11 protein-coding genes are annotated in these 14716 nt (G+C 64.4%); 7 read left to right on the forward strand and 4 right to left on the reverse strand.

Features of this window, described 5'->3' with window-relative positions; genetic code table 11:
* Positions 1–57 precede the first annotated feature (57 nt).
* Positions 58–1293 carry an MFS transporter gene (locus AC1DGP_RS28730; protein ID WP_441490297.1) on the reverse strand — a complete coding sequence of 412 codons (1236 nt, stop codon included), beginning with the start codon at positions 1291–1293 and terminating at the stop codon, positions 58–60.
* A gap of 206 nt (positions 1294–1499) precedes the next feature.
* On the reverse strand, positions 1500–2387 hold the full coding sequence (locus tag AC1DGP_RS28735; RefSeq protein WP_441507835.1) for a LysR substrate-binding domain-containing protein: 888 nt from the start codon (positions 2385–2387) through the stop codon (positions 1500–1502).
* Between the two features lie 245 nt (positions 2388–2632).
* Between AC1DGP_RS28735 and AC1DGP_RS28740 the strand changes: the two genes are divergently transcribed.
* From AC1DGP_RS28740 to AC1DGP_RS28760, 5 genes are all read left to right on the forward strand, one after another.
* Positions 2633–3376 (forward strand): helix-turn-helix transcriptional regulator, encoded by a 744-nt coding sequence (locus tag AC1DGP_RS28740; RefSeq protein ID WP_441507836.1) that lies wholly within the window; start codon positions 2633–2635, stop codon positions 3374–3376.
* A gap of 82 nt (positions 3377–3458) precedes the next feature.
* The gene (locus AC1DGP_RS28745) at positions 3459–4166 is read left to right on the forward strand and encodes an HAD-IA family hydrolase (RefSeq protein WP_441507837.1); all 708 of its coding nucleotides are present in this window, start codon (positions 3459–3461) and stop codon (positions 4164–4166) included.
* Between the two features lie 78 nt (positions 4167–4244).
* The gene (locus AC1DGP_RS28750; protein WP_441507838.1) at positions 4245–6662 is read left to right on the forward strand and encodes a heavy metal translocating P-type ATPase; all 2418 of its coding nucleotides are present in this window, start codon (positions 4245–4247) and stop codon (positions 6660–6662) included.
* A gap of 348 nt (positions 6663–7010) precedes the next feature.
* Positions 7011–8282, forward strand: coding sequence for a hypothetical protein (locus tag AC1DGP_RS28755; RefSeq protein WP_441507839.1), 1272 nt, complete (start codon positions 7011–7013; stop codon positions 8280–8282).
* Between the two features lie 16 nt (positions 8283–8298).
* The gene (locus AC1DGP_RS28760) at positions 8299–8646 is read left to right on the forward strand and encodes a hypothetical protein (protein ID WP_441507840.1); all 348 of its coding nucleotides are present in this window, start codon (positions 8299–8301) and stop codon (positions 8644–8646) included.
* A gap of 15 nt (positions 8647–8661) precedes the next feature.
* On the opposite strand, the gene AC1DGP_RS28765 is transcribed toward AC1DGP_RS28760, so the two are convergent.
* Positions 8662–9651 (reverse strand): radical SAM protein, encoded by a 990-nt coding sequence (locus tag AC1DGP_RS28765; protein ID WP_441490290.1) that lies wholly within the window; start codon positions 9649–9651, stop codon positions 8662–8664.
* A gap of 135 nt (positions 9652–9786) precedes the next feature.
* Between AC1DGP_RS28765 and AC1DGP_RS28770 the strand changes: the two genes are divergently transcribed.
* Complete coding sequence (locus AC1DGP_RS28770; protein ID WP_441490289.1) at positions 9787–10305, forward strand: hypothetical protein; 519 nt, start codon at positions 9787–9789, stop codon at positions 10303–10305.
* Positions 10306–10482: 177 nt separating this feature from the next.
* Positions 10483–13653 carry an ATP-binding protein gene (locus tag AC1DGP_RS28775; protein ID WP_441507841.1) on the forward strand — a complete coding sequence of 1057 codons (3171 nt, stop codon included), beginning with the start codon at positions 10483–10485 and terminating at the stop codon, positions 13651–13653.
* 51 nt (positions 13654–13704) lie between these two features.
* Here the strand turns inward: AC1DGP_RS28775 and AC1DGP_RS28780 are convergent, their stop codons facing one another.
* Positions 13705–14643 carry a homocysteine S-methyltransferase family protein gene (locus AC1DGP_RS28780; protein ID WP_441507842.1) on the reverse strand — a complete coding sequence of 313 codons (939 nt, stop codon included), beginning with the start codon at positions 14641–14643 and terminating at the stop codon, positions 13705–13707.
* Positions 14644–14716 lie beyond the last annotated feature (73 nt).

A 14716-nucleotide genomic window follows, 5' to 3' on the forward strand; every position in this document is an offset into this window, starting at 1 on the left:
CCGCCTGGCACAGGCGGGCCGCTTTGCGAGAGCTGTCTATCGCTTTGTAAGAGCTGCCTATCGCGGTCTCGGCCCGATATCCGGCATGGACGGTGGCCGTGTGCTGCGCTCGGAGCCGAGGCTTGCCGCCGGCGGCTTTTTCAACAGCCGCACAGCGAGATAGCCGACGAGGCCGGCCGATAGCAGGCCGATATAGGCCAGCAACGCCTGCGGCCCGAACACTTGCATGAACCCGGTGGCGACGATCGGGCCGATGGCTGCGCCCGTTCCCCAGAGGAAGAGCAGCCCGGCCGAAAGGCCGACCGCCTGATCCTGCCCCAGCCTGAGATAGGCATGCGTGACCGCGACGGTGTAGAGCGCAACGCTGCAGCCCCCGATCAGCGCGAAGAGGGTGTAGGACCAGAGCTTGGCGTGCGGAGCATTGGCGAAGAGCACGGCGCCGAGCGCTGCGGCAGCGAGCGTCACGATCGTTGCCGCGCCCAGCATGATGATGCGGCTGTCGATCCGGTCGGCCATCAGGCCGATCGGCCATTGCAGGATCAGCGCGCCGATCTGGATCGAGGCGGTCAGCAGGATGGCCGATTGCTGGTCGAGACCGATGAGGATGCCATAGGCCGGGGCGACATTGGTCAGCACCCCGCCCATCAATCCGACGTAAAGACAACCGACGACGGCAGCCGGGGCCTGGAGCCAGAGCGTCTTCAGCTTGACCGAGACGAGCTCGTGCGATTCCGGGGCTCTCGTGCGCGTCAGCCCGACCGGGATGAGCGCCAGCGAAAAAGCGGCGCTCGCGATCAGGAAGATGTCGTGGGATTCGATGGCGACATAGCCGATCCCGATCTGCGAGCCGATCAGTGCGAGGCGATTGAGGATCTGGTAGGCGCCGAAAATCCGGCCGCGATGGCTCGAAGGCGCCTGTCCGCTGATCCAGCTTTCGATGCAGATGCCGTGCCCGGCTGCGGCCACGCCCATGATGAAGCGCGAGACGCCCCACCATTCCACCGGCATGGCCGGAAAGCTCAGCGCAAGCACCGATTGCACCGCGGCAAAGACCGCAAAGCCACGGATATGGCCGATCCGCCGGATCAGCGAGGGGATAGCGAAACAGCCGAGCAGGAAGCCGAGCGAATAGGCGGAACCGACGATGCCGATGAGGAGAGGAGGCTGCTTTTCGACCGCCAGGCGCAGGGGTACGACCGTGTGAATGATCGTGCTTGCGATCTGCAGGATCAGGGCACCGGTGACGATCGCACCGAGGGCTGCGACAGAGCCGGTCTGGCTTTTCTCCGTCACCGGCCTGTCCACCCGTCGGCGAGCCGCTCGTCGCGGAGCTGGGGCAGCGAAGACCTGGCGGCCGGGGCGAGGATCCTCATCGAACTATTTTCGTCAGGCGGGCTGATTCGGGGTGAGCGCCGGAGTTGAATAGCATCGTGACCGATGCTTCGCTTAGGAAAACTGTTTCCGAGGGCGGGATTATTCCCTTGTCGGCTCGCCCGACGCTAAGCGCGCAGCCCCTTTGCCAGAAACGAGACGACCGCGCGGACGCCGGGGAGCTGCCCGCGCCGATGTGTCGTCAGGATCGAGGTCGTGACCGTGCCGGCTGTCCAGTCCGGCAGGACGCGCATGATTTCGCCGGCATCGATGGCCCTTCGGCAGGCGACCTCCGGCAGGCATGCGATCCCAAGCCCGGCCTTGGCAGCTCCGAGCAATATCTGCGTTTCGTCGGCGATGAAGCGCCCGAAGGGCGCGGCGAGCACCTCCTGGCCTGCGCTGTCGTGCAGTCGCCAGATCTTGGCGGAGGGGGAGACCAGGAGCCCGTCATGCACACTGAGATCGCCTGGCACGGCAGGAGCGCTCCGCTGGCTGAGATAGCCCGGAGACGCCACCAGTATGATGGTCACCGTGGCGACCTGCAACTGCACGAGCCCCGAATCCGGCAGTGGCGCGAAATGGCTGCGCACCGCGATGTCAAATCCCTCCTGGGCCAGGTCGACGAAGCGATCGGTGGCATGAAGCTGCACCGTCAGCTTCGGATAGGCTGCCACAAGCGCCGGTAGGCGTTCCGCCAGGTAGAGCTGCGCTGTCGGGACCGATGTCGTGACCCGCACGGTGCCGCTGGGCTCGGCCTGGCGCCGGCGGACGATGCTCTCGGCGGCTTCCGCCTCGATCAGCGAGGCGCGCGCGTGCTCGTAGAAGTCCCGCCCGAGTTCAGTCAGCGTGAAGCTGCGCGATGTCCGGTGAATCAACCGTGTGGCGAGACTGGCTTCAAGCACGGCGACGCGCTTGCTGATCGTCGATTTGGGCATGCCGAGGCGGCGTGACGCCGACGCGAAGCCGCCGCTGTCGACGGCCTGGACGAAGAGATGAAGGTCGTTGAGGTTGAGCATGGGGCGATTTCATCATCCACCGCTGTGGACTTTCGGCTCTGGTATGAGCGATTGCCGCCGCAAGGTCCATGAACTCATCGCAGGCGAGCCAGGGAATAGCGCCCCAGGACTGGCTCATTTGCTTCGGTTTTCCGTCGAATGATGCTTGCGAAGCGGCCCTTCTCTGCCCATTTTGCCGTGCTCATGCCGGCGCTTCCCCGGGGTGTCGAACTTCGGGCACAGAACTTCGAATGGGGAGGCTGCGGATGCGCCCGATCCTGTCGCTACGATCCTATCCGCCACATGAAACGGAGCACGCGCACGACTGGCATCAGATTGTCGTGCCCGTCGATGGCACCATGCAGATGCGCATCGCGGGGCAGGATGGCATCGTCGATGACAGCAGCTTCGTGATCGTCGCCTCGCAGGCGCGCCACCGTTTCACGACCCCGCATCATGGCCATTTCGTCGTGCTCGATGTTCCGACCGGAGCGGGCTTCTTTGGCCTGCCGGATCGCCTCGTCCACCAGGCGGAGGGGCAGCCATTTCACCCCCTCGACGCCGGATTGCGGCATCTCGCGCATTACATCGCCCATGATGCGGCGGCGCCTGCGCGCCGATCGGACCTGCTTGATCGGCTCGGCGGCATGTTGCTCGAGGCGGTGGCGGAACGGTCCGGCGATCGGCTGCATTGGCCGCCAGCGCTGGAGCGTGCGGTCTCGCTGCTCGGTCATGGCTATGATGCGACGCTGACCGTCCAGCAGCTGGCAGTCGCCGCCGGCGTGTCGGTCAGTGGCTTGCATGCGCTGTTCCAGCGTTGGATCGGTATGTCGCCGGGGCGCTATCTCGCCGATCTGCGCCTGCGGGAAGCCGAACAACTGATCCGTGAAACCCGGCGTCCGCTTGCCGAGATCGCGCTTGCAGTCGGGTTCAGCGATCAAAGTGCGCTGACGCGAAGCCTGCGTCGTCGGCGCTCGACCACTCCCGCGGCATTGCGACGTGGAGATTGAGCCCAAAGGTTTGGAAATCGGGACAAGAGCGGGAATCGCCGCCGGTCTATGACCGTCACCAGAGAGATGATGGAGACGGCCCATGAAGCTGCGTGATTTCACCACCCTGACCTTCGATGTTTACGGCACCCTGATCGACTGGGAGTCCGGTCTGCTGGCGCAATTGCAGCCTTGGCTGAACGCCAGGGGGATTGTCGTCCGTGACGAAGACCTGCTCGCCGAGTTTGCCCGGCTCGAAAGCCAGTGGGAGGCTGAACAGCCGCGGCTGCTTTATCCCGAGATTCTGGAGCGCGTGCATGGCGACCTCGCCAGGCATTTCGGCACGCCGCCTGATCAGCTGGCGGCCCGGGAATTCGGTGCTTCGGTCGGGAACTGGCCGGCCTTCCCCGATAGTCGCGAGGCTCTGCAATATCTGGCCAGGCACTATCGCCTTGTCGTGCTCTCCAATGTCGACCGCGCGAGCCTTGGCCGCAGTGCGGCCTTGCTCGGCACGGAGTTCGACCTCCGGTTCACCGCGCAGGATATCGGCTCCTACAAGCCATCGCTCGCCAATTTCGAGTACATGCTGGCCCATGTCGGCGAGGACAAGGGCAAGATCCTCCACGTGGCGCAAAGCCTGTTCCACGACCACGTGCCGGCCAGCGCAATGGGGATCAGCAGTGCCTGGATCGACCGCCGTCACGACAAGGGGGGCGGAGGCGCAACGCTGCCACCGAAGGATATGCCGCGCCCAGCCTGGACCTTCCGGAGCTTGGCTGAATTCTGCGAGGCGCATGCTGCGGAGCGGTGAGGGGCAGGCTTGACCTTCCCACAATGGAAGGTTGCACGATGCCGCCGCTATCGCGGCCGGATTGTGCAAAGGAATATCATGGCGAATGCCCCGAAGGAGACGTCTCACGGTGGTCACGAGGCCCATGTGGGCCATGCCGCCCACCATGGTAACCACGGACATGGTGCCCATGTCGGGCACCAGGATGCCGGGAAGACGAATGAGGGGCAGGTCAAGGATCCGGTCTGCGGGATGGCGGTCGATCCCCACGAGACGACACACCGCGCGCAGCACGGAGGGCGGCCCTATTATTTCTGCTCCTCTGGCTGCCAGTCGAAATTCGAGGCTGACCCGGCTCGTTACGTCGATCCAGAGCTAGCCGCGGCAACCGATACCGCGCCGGAGGGGGCGACCTACACCTGCCCGATGCATCCCGAGATCAGGCAGATCGGGCCGGGTTCCTGCCCGATCTGCGGCATGGCGCTCGAACCGGTTCTGATGACTGCTGAAGCACAGCCCAATGCCGAGCTGGTCGACATGAGCCGGCGCTTCTGGATCGGCCTCGTTCTCGCCCTCCCGGTCGCGATCCTGGAAATGGGTGGGCATCTGCTCGACCTTGACCACCTGATTCCGCGTCACCTCTCCAACTGGATCCAGCTCGCCCTGGCGACGCCGGTGGTGCTGTGGGCTGGCTGGCCGTTCTTCGAGCGCGGCTGGCATTCGCTGGTCAGCCGCAACCTCAACATGTTCACGCTGATTGCGATGGGAACGGGCGTTGCCTGGGTCTACAGCGTCGTGGCGACGTTGATGCCCGGGATCTTCCCGCCGGCCTTCCGCGGGCATGACGGCTCGGTCGCAGTTTATTTCGAGGCCGCGGCTGTCATCACGGTGCTGGTCTTGCTCGGGCAGGTGCTCGAGCTGCGCGCGCGGGAAAGCACGGGCGGCGCCATTCGCGCCCTTCTCGATCTTGCTCCCAAGACGGCCCGGCGTCTGAATGCCGACGGCTCCGAGGAGGAGATCCAGCTCGATACGGTGCAATTGGGGGATCGTCTGCGGGTTCGCCCTGGCGAGAAAGTGCCCGTGGACGGCGCAGTGGTCGATGGCCGCAGCGCTGTCGACGAATCCATGGTCACTGGCGAATCCATGCCCGTGACCAAGACTGTCGGCGACGCCGTGATCGGCGGCACGATGAACCAGTCCGGCGGCCTCGTCATCGAAGCGCAGAAGATCGGGCGCGACACCATGCTGTCGCGGATCGTGTTGCTGGTCTCGGAAGCCCAGCGCAGCCGCGCGCCGATCCAGCGCCTGGCCGACCAGGTCTCTGGCTATTTCGTGCCGGCCGTCATCGCCATTGCCCTGCTCGCCTTTGCCGCCTGGGCCATCTGGGGGCCGGAGCCGCGCCTTGCCTTCGGGCTGGTGGCTGCGGTCTCGGTCCTGATCATCGCCTGCCCCTGTGCGCTCGGCCTTGCGACGCCGATGTCGATCATGGTCGGTGTCGGGCGAGGGGCCCGGGCCGGCGTGCTGATCAAGAATGCCGAGGCGCTTGAGCAGATGGAGAAGATCGACACGCTTGTCGTCGACAAGACCGGCACGCTCACCGAGGGGCGGCCGGCGGTCACCGCGATCCGGCCGGCTTCGGGATTTTCCGAGGCCGACATTCTGCGCCTTGCCGCCAGCGTGGAGCGGCCGAGCGAGCATCCCCTGGCGGTTGCGATCGTTGCATCTGCCGAAGCCAAGGGCGTTACGACGGCGGCCGTGACGGACTTCGATTCCCCGACCGGCAAGGGAGCGTTGGGAACGGTCGAGGGCCAGCGGATCGTGCTCGGCAATGATCGCTTCCTGGCCGAGCACGGCGTCGATGTGTCGGGCCTCGTCCAGATCGCGGACGACCTGCGCAGGGACGGTGCGACGGCGATTTTCATGGGCGTGGACGGCAAGCCCGCTGGCGTGATCGCCATTGCCGACCCGGTCAAGGCTTCGACGCCGGAGGCTCTGTCGGCGCTGCGGTCCGAGGGGATACGCGTCGTCATGCTCACCGGCGACAACCGTACCACGGCGCAAGCCGTGGCCCGCAGGCTCGGCATCACCGAGGTCGAGGCCGAGGTTCTCCCAGAGGACAAGAGCGCGGTCGTGGCGAAGCTCAAGCGGGAGGGGCGCGTGGTCGCGATGGCGGGCGACGGCGTCAATGACGCGCCGGCTCTGGCTGCAGCCGATGTCGGCATCGCGATGGGCTCCGGGACCGATGTCGCCATCGAGAGTGCCGGCGTCACATTGCTCCAGGGCGACATGACCGGGATCGTGCGTGCCCGGCGTCTGTCTGAGGCCACGATGCGCAATATCCGACAGAACCTGTTCTTCGCCTTCGTCTACAACGCGTTCGGGGTGCCGGTGGCGGCAGGCGTGCTCTATCCGATCTTCGGCTTGCTGTTGTCGCCGATCATCGCAGCGGCCGCGATGGCGTTGTCCTCGGTCAGCGTGATCGCCAATGCCGCGCGGCTGCGGGCGGTGAAGTTGTGACCGATGCGAGCCGGCCGCGGCCGTATCCCCGCTCCGGCTCGCTGGCGGCTTGCCGGTGGCGAGCGCCGAGAGGGCGCAGGAACACGGTCAGACATGTCCTCGGGCCGGAATGCGCCCGGACGGTGCGCCCATTCTTCGTCTTGGTTCGGATTTGAGTTCCTGACGCAGATCTGAGGGAAGCATCTCGTAGCGTCACTACAGCATTGCCTGCGTCAGTCGTTTGAGAGATGCTGTCATTGCGGTTTGGGATGGTCGCGTCGTTGTTGCCCCATCCCTGCCGGCCTGTCGCTTGGATGAGCAAGCCTGCCTTACCCGCAGAATGTGAGAGCGTTCTCGACCGGAGGCGAAATGAGCTACGTCGCTGATCGTGACAAGCAGCAGCTCGCGCAACTCGACGAGCAGATTTCGCAGTTCATCGCGCGCTACAGGCAGCACAGACCGGCGCGGCGCAAGACGGTCATCCTGTTCCCGGGAGGCATGGGATCCAGCATCAAATGGGCGACCACGACCCAGGGCAATACGCCCTATTTCTACAATCTGATCTGGCTGGATTGCCCCATCCTGACCGGGGGCGCGCTGCTGCTCAAGATGAAGGGCGATGACGATGCGGGCCGGCATTTCGTGATCGCCGATGGCTGCGTCCGGTTTCCTCCGGTGCTTACCCCCTACGACGATTTCCTGAGCTGGTGCACAGCCAGGAAATTCGATTGGTTCGTCTTTGGCTGGGACTGGCGGCGCGATCCCGAGCTCGTGGCGCGCTTCTTCCTGAAGAGCTTCGTGCCGAAGTTCCGTCAACGGGTCCGCGAGGAATGCGGCACCGATCCCTTCGCCGATGTGACGCTGATCGGGCACAGCTTCGGCGGCATGGTCGTCAAGCTGGTCCTGAACCAGGGCGGCTCGCATGTCGCAGCGGTCAGGCGGGCGATCAGCGTCGGGTCGCCCTTCTACGGCTATGCCGGGCAACTGAACCGCTATTTCAAGGGCGACCCCGACCTGGACAGGCTCTCATGGTCCTACGACCCGCGCAATCTGACCCAGTTGATCTCGTCGTTGCCGGGGCCATACACGCTTCTCTACCTGGACCAGGCGACCTTCCAGCGTGACCAGGCGGCGTTGGCTGCCGATCCGAACTATCCGCTGTCGCGATATCCGGTCAGGGACCGCGATACCGGCGCGATCGCCGATCCTTACAACCCCGGGAAGAACGGAACCCAGGTGCGCTACCCCGTGAACTGGGGCTTCAGCCATGCCGCCCTGGGCCGGGGCAACACGGTCTATGAGAATGTGGCGCTGCCGCTCGGGGCGGCCACGAAGAGCAAGTTCTACAATATCCGCGGCGTCCAGCAGCGCAGTGGAAGAACCGTCGACGAGACGATCCTTGAGCAGACATGGGACTGGATCGACCCCGCCTTCGACCCGAACTCCGATCCGTCACCCATTGTCGATCACTCCTGTTGCCCGGGAGATGGCGTGATCCCGGCCTGGTCCGCGCGTCTGGTCTCGACCCCCGCGGCCAATGTGCGCACCGTGACCGGAGACATTGACCGGGACAGTCTCGAGCATATGGATCTGATGCTGAGCCCGCAGATCCGCGCGCAGATCCTCAACATCATGCAGTAGCTTGGCGAGGTGCGTCATGGCCGTGAAAACACGCAAGCCAAAGTCCCCGCCGCCTCCTTTGCGTGCCTCCCGGGACGAGCTCAACAGGTTTCTGGACGGTCTCCAGGCTGCCCAGGCGGAGGCTGCCGGAGACAGCACCAAGCTCCGGACGGCGACGCTCGCGCACATCGCCAAATACAGTCTGCCTGAATTGCAGGGACTCATCGGCAGGGCCTATGTCGATGCGCCCAAGAGCGCCAGCCAGAAGCTCGGTACGATGCCGAAGGATGGCGGGCCTACGGAAGAGGAAGGTTCGCCCAAGGTTCCACGACCGCGCTCTCCAGCCCCGAGGGGCAGGGCCAGCCCAAAGCCGAAAGGCAAGTGAGCCTGGAATGCTGCGCTATTTCTCCGGCCGCATGGCGACGATGCCGGTGTCCAGGGGAGGCGAAACCGGCAGAGGTCGTGCCGTCGCCTTGGGTTTCCGGCGGGCTTCGGCATAGGGAATGAGCCAGAGGCTCGGCTTGCCGTCGCCATCGGTGAGCGCGATCGGCTCGAAATAGCGGACGCGATCCTCCGGCGACAGATCGTCCGGATGTTCGCCATATTGCGGGTCGAGCGTATCGCTCCCAGCCAGATAGGTGCGCGGTCGCGCCGGCGAGGACTTTGACCAGGTAAAGCAATGAAAGCTCGCCGAGGCGATGATGTACCATCGCATCGGGTTGAACGAACGGCTGTGGCGGAGCCTCCGCAAGGTCTTGAGCAGGATGCGCATGCGCCCGACCACGGTCCAGGGACGCCGGAAGATCCGTTCGAGAAAGGCGACGATCGGCTGAGCCGGTTCGGCAAGCTGCGCGTAGCAGATCGTCTCGCCGTCCAGGTCCCGGAAGCGAAGATTGGGAGCCAGGCGCCCGCTCTCCAGATCCTCCCAGAAGAGCTGGGTTCCGGCGAGAGGAGCAACGACGCTGAGATAGGTCGGCATCGGCATCAGCGGGTTGTCGGCGATGGCTTCCATGGCCTGCTGCATCTCCGCAGCCGTCTGGTAGCGAGGGTCGAAGAGATAGCCGTAACCGACGGCAATGCCGTGCCCCTCGGCGAAGGCGACGTCATCGATGACATTCTGGCGCCGGCTGAGGTTCTGGGTCTTGTTGTAGCGGCGCAGAAAGCTCGCATCGAGCGATTCAATCCCGACGAACAGCCCGACGCATTTGGAGGCGGCGAAGGTCTCGATGAGCGCGCGGTCCTGGACGACGTTCTGGGTGACCAGCGCGCCCCAGCCCCGCACCTTGGGATGGTCGCGCAGGAACTCGCAGATGGCCAGCATATGGGCCCGGTCATCCGAGAAATTATTGTCCAGCAGCATGACCATCGGATACCAGCTGCGCATGCTCAAGCGGGGGCTCGATTGCAGCGCGCTTTCGAGCGACGCCTTGAAGCTGGCTAGCCCATGGCGAACATGCGCCCCGACTTCCGAGGGGATGACGCAAAAGCTGCATTTGAAGCTGCATCCGCGTGAGGTCTCCGCAAGATGCGTGCTCGGATTGATGCCGCTTTTGCGCAAAAGGCTATAATCGACCGTGTAGTCGGAGATTTGTGCAATCGGAGAGCGGTAGATTGGTCGGAGCGAGCCGGCCAAATAATCGTTAACGACATCTCTGACGCAATCGACGCCGCCGGCGCAGACGACATCGAAGAACTGCTGAGCGAATTCCGGGAAAAGCGTGCATACGCTCCCGCCGGCAACGACCGTCGCTCCACTGCGTCTGAAATGATAGGAGAGTTGCCGCAGTCGATCGAAGTCGGGCTGAAGCCCCGTGAGGAATACGAGGTCGTACTTGTTGCAATGTGCAGGGTCGAATGGGCCGTGCCAGTCTTCATGATAAAGCACGACATCAAATCGCTTTGCATCGATCAGTGCAGCAATATGCAGACCTGCGATAGGTTGCATGAAATGCGTCGAGCGCCGTTTGTCGCGACCAGGCCGAAGATGGGCGCAAATGACGACCGTTTTGATCGTCTGTGGTGCGCCGGGACTGGCTTCGGCTGATGTTCGGGAGAAAAGACGCGATATTCTTGAGGCAGGCATGAACGGTCGCCCCCCGTATACTGGCGGAAAAACTAGAGACAGCTAGGTAATGACTTCACTCTATGCGCATATGCGGCCATATTCAAACTGACGAGACAGTAGCCGAGCGCCGACTTTCGCGACACAGGAGCCTGTGCGATGACGATGAGCGAAGCCGAGCCTCGAAAACTTGTGTCGGAGAGGCGCTACGTCACGATCGTCTTCGTCGACCTCGTCGGTTACACCCAGTTGTCGGAGCAGCTTGATCCGGAAGAGCTCCGTCTCGTTCAGCGCCGCTACCAGCAACTGACCCTGACGACCATGGAGCGCTATGGCGGCTTCGTTGCGAGTTACACGGGCGACGGTGTCCTCATCTTCTTCGGCTATCCCACGGCCCGCGAGAACGACGCGGAACGGGCCGTCCGTGCCTCCCTCGAGCTGATGGAGCGGATCAAGACGCTGAACACGAGCATCGAGGATGGCACCGTTCCGGATATCGCAGCGCGTATCGGCGTTCACACGGGCCTCGTCGTGATGGCTCCGGCCCGCGTCAGCAGCGGCTCCAGCGAACTCGGTGCGGTGGGCGAGGCCATCAATCTCGCGGCGCGACTGCAGGCTGAGGCCGCGCCTGGGACGGTCGTGGCGACCCGGGAGGTCACCGACCTCACCGCCGGGCTGTTTGAAGTCAGGGCCCTCGGCCCAAGAGCCATCCGGGGCCTTTCGCGTGAGATCGAAGTCTTCGAGATTGCTCGTGAGCGATTGGGAACGGCGCGGCGCCGAGGCAGGGTCGCGAGCAGTGTTCCGATCGCTGTCGGCCGGGAAAGCCATCTCCAGAGCATCCTTGCGCGCTGGACCAGCGCAACGAGCGACAGGCGGGCGCAGTTCGTTCTCGTGGCCGCGGATGCAGGAGTCGGAAAGACGAAGGTCATCACGGAGATCTGCGGTCATCCGGCGCTCTCCGATGCAGCGATTTACATGACCTATTGCCATGAGCTGTTCGCGAGTACGCCGCTCTACCCGGTCGCGAGCTTTCTCTGGGCACGGGCTGGTCTCAAGTTCGAGGACGACAACAAGGTGCGCGGCGCGAAGATCGGCGCCGTCCTGGACGAAATCGGCCTCAACACGCCGGAGAACAACGAAATACTGGCAAGCCTGATCGGTTTGGCTGCAACCGGCATCCGCGAGCAGTTTGCCCCGGCCCCGACAATGTTCAAGCGCAAGCAGTATGAGTTCGTCATCTCGGTCATCGTGCGCACGGCCCGCCGACAGCCGACCCTTGTGGTGATCGAGGATGCGCATTGGCTCGACCCGTCCTCGGCGGAGCTCTTGCGGGAACTCCTCGTAGCCGGGGGCGATGAGGCACTGATGGTCGTGGCCACCGCACGGCCGTTCCCGCGCGCCGAGGGATTGCCGGAGCCCGACGAAGTCGTGACGTTGGAGCCGTTGTCGGGGGAGCAGAGTCTCGCACTGGCGCACGCGATTCCGGGTTCGGAGGAGCTGCCTCCCGAAAAGATCGCGCAGGCGGTCGCTGCCGCCGAGGGCGTTCCGCTCTTTGTCGAGCAGTTCGTGCTCTCCTTGATCGACGAACACATCCAGACGCCTCATCCCATCCGCAAACCGTCGAATGTCCCGCTTCTCCTCGCGGAACTCATGTCCGAGCGGCTCGATCGGCGTCCGGGTGCCCGACCCGTCGTACAGGCCGCGGCGTGTATCGGTCGTTCCTTCACCCCGGTATTCCTCGCCCACGTCCTGGAGAAGGGCATCAGGGAGGTGATCGCGCCTGTCGAGGCGCTGGTCGACGCCGAGATTCTCCTGCCCAAGCGCATAGGCGGGGAAATCCGCTACGAGTTTCGGCATTCATTACTTCAGCGCATGGCTCATGAATCGATGCTCGCCACCGAACGGCGCGCGATCCATGATCGCATTCTGGGCCTGCTCGATCAGGGGGACGGCGTCGATATCCCCTTGCCTGAGGTCACTGCGCACCATCTCACCGAGGCGGGCCGCTACCAGGAGGCAGTCAAGGCCTGGCTGAGGGCTGGGGCGAGCGCCGGACAGCGTTCTGCCCATATCGAGGCGATCGGGCATATTCGCCACGGCTTGTCTCTGCTCGACAAATTGCCGGAGGACATGGCGCGGACGACGCTCGAGCGCGGCCTTCAGGCGGCGCTGGTCGGCTCCATCACCGCCGCGCAGGGGCCGACATCGTCAGGTTTGCTGCAATGCTGCAAGCGCGGGTTGGAGCTTTGCAGCGAAGACGAGCCCTCGGCATTGATGTTTCCGTTCCTGTTCGGAAAGTTCACTTTCGCCAATTGCAGCGGCGATGTGCCCGAAGCCGCGTCGCTGGCCCAGAACTTCCTCGATCGATCCGAGCGCGCGGACTATGGCTCCGGCCGAGCCATCGGGCACCGTCTGATCGGCATGGTGCGGCTCGGCCAGGGCAAGGCCGACGAGGCGATCGAGCATCTCGAGCACTCCCTGCTCATCGGAGAGCGTGATCGCGACGAGGCCAGTACATTCATGTTCGGCCAGAACACCGAGATTCACACCAGATCACTGCTGAGCCTCGCTCATTTCTGCCTCGGCAATGTCGGCGAGTCCCTGCGCATAGGCATCGATGCGCTTCGCTCCGCAGACGCCTTGCGGCATCCTCATTCCGCGGCGATTCCGATGTCCTATGTCGGTGGCTGGGTCTTCGGGCTTTCGAAGGCGACCAATGAGCTGATGCAGGAGGCAGGGCGGCTGGTGGCCTTGTCGGAGCAGCACGGGCTCGCAGGCTTCCGGGCCCATGGCGCGGCGTTTCTGGGCTGGGGGCTCTGCCAGAAGGGTGATCTCGCGCGCGGCGCGGCAACCATGCAGAGGGCGATCGCGGCATTCGAACGCGTCGGTTACGTATTGTCCCTCTCCGGCTATCTCGCCAATCTCGCCGAAGCTCAGCTTCAACTCGGGCAGTTGGCGGAGGCGCAAGCCTCCTGCGACCGGGCGATCGCGTTGATGTCGCGAAGCGGTTCGCTGTGGCTGGAGCCGGAGCTGGATCGGATCCAGGCCGGCATCATGGCCAGGGGCGTGCGGGCGCAGCAGCAGGATGCGGAGGCGGCACTGCGCTCGGCGGTGGAGAAGGCAAGGCGGCTGAACTCTCCCGTGCTGGAGCACCGCTGCCTGGCGTCCCTCCGGGATCACCTCAGGCCGCAGGGCCTCGACCCCGAGGTCGAGGCGCGTCTGGAGGCTCTCGCACGCTTTGACGATCTGTCCGGGACTGTGTCGCGCGCCTTGCGGGAGACGGGCGCTGCGGCTGACCTGTCTCGTGTCGCCAGCCAGATGGTGTCATAGGCCGCTGATGCGGCATGAGCAGCCGCGGCAGCGGCGCAATCTCCCGTCGCGCTACAGGCAGGCATAGCAGATCGCCCTGACATGGCGCAGGTCGGTGCCGCAACAGCCTCCGAGGACACGCGCGTTCTTGAGTTGCTTGCGCAGGCTGCGATAGCGATGGGCGAGGTCGAGGGGATCCCCAGCATCGAGTTCGGTTGCCATGTCGAGTTCGGTGTGGCTCAAGGTCGAGGCGTTCGCCCTCAAGCCCCCGATCCTGTCGAGCCAGGGTGCGCTGCCGGAGATGACCCGCTCGAAATGCAGGGGATGCGCGCAGTTGATCATGTAATGGAGGGGATAGGCCTCGGTTGCCTCATCGACGCGCTCGATCGCATGGCCCAGGGGCTCTCCGCTCGGGAGCCTGCCGTCGGTCTCCAGGGTGAAGGAGATGACGGCGGGCATTCGGTGAGCCTGCGCAGCGGCGGCGATGCCGATCGCCTCGTTGCTGTAGGTCATCGTGATGGCGCTCACCATGTCCGCTTCGGTGCGGGCAAAGGTCTTGACCTGATCCTGATGGTAGAGCTGCGCTTGCCGCGCGCTCATGCGCGTATCGATCCGATAGCCATCCCCACGCGGCCCGATCACGCCGTTGATCACGATCCTTGAATCGCTGGTTTCGTAGTGAGGACGCAGCTCCATCGCCAGCTGAACCGAGGCTCTCTGAACCTCCTCGATCATGGTGCGCGAGTAGTCCAGCTTGCGGGCCCAATCGGGATTGGCGCGCCAGGTCGGCGTATCCAGAATGAAGCCCTTGCCGTACTCGGCGGCGAGCGTGAGATAGGGCAGGAAATAGGCCTTGAGGCGGGCTCGGCCTTCTTCGCTGCGCACCAGCGGGAAAGCGGCGAAGAATGGCAATTCAAGCCCGTCACGAAAGGCGAGTGTCGTTTCCAGTCCGCCGTCCGTGAGGAATTCTCGCGCCAGGACCTGCGGAAGAATCGCCCTGTACTTGGCCATGGCCTTTCCCCTGTGTGGGATTGTCGCCGAACCCTTCCCGGAAAGGCGGATGCGTTCTGTGATCTGGATCACA

The organism is Allobosea sp. 05T433 (assembly GCF_056396065.1).

Coding starts and splice junctions, on each gene's coding strand:
- AC1DGP_RS28735 (WP_441507835.1), bottom strand. CDS start 2,387: ATGCTCAACCTCAACGACCTTCATCTCTTCGTCCAGGCCGTCGACAGC.
- AC1DGP_RS28740 (WP_441507836.1), top strand. CDS start 2,633: ATGCGCCCGATCCTGTCGCTACGATCCTATCCGCCACATGAAACGGAG.
- AC1DGP_RS28745 (WP_441507837.1), top strand. CDS start 3,459: ATGAAGCTGCGTGATTTCACCACCCTGACCTTCGATGTTTACGGCACC.
- AC1DGP_RS28750 (WP_441507838.1), top strand. CDS start 4,245: ATGGCGAATGCCCCGAAGGAGACGTCTCACGGTGGTCACGAGGCCCAT.
- AC1DGP_RS28755 (WP_441507839.1), top strand. CDS start 7,011: ATGAGCTACGTCGCTGATCGTGACAAGCAGCAGCTCGCGCAACTCGAC.
- AC1DGP_RS28760 (WP_441507840.1), top strand. CDS start 8,299: ATGGCCGTGAAAACACGCAAGCCAAAGTCCCCGCCGCCTCCTTTGCGT.
- AC1DGP_RS28770 (WP_441490289.1), top strand. CDS start 9,787: ATGCGTGCTCGGATTGATGCCGCTTTTGCGCAAAAGGCTATAATCGAC.
- AC1DGP_RS28775 (WP_441507841.1), top strand. CDS start 10,483: ATGACGATGAGCGAAGCCGAGCCTCGAAAACTTGTGTCGGAGAGGCGC.
- AC1DGP_RS28780 (WP_441507842.1), bottom strand. CDS start 14,643: ATGGCCAAGTACAGGGCGATTCTTCCGCAGGTCCTGGCGCGAGAATTC.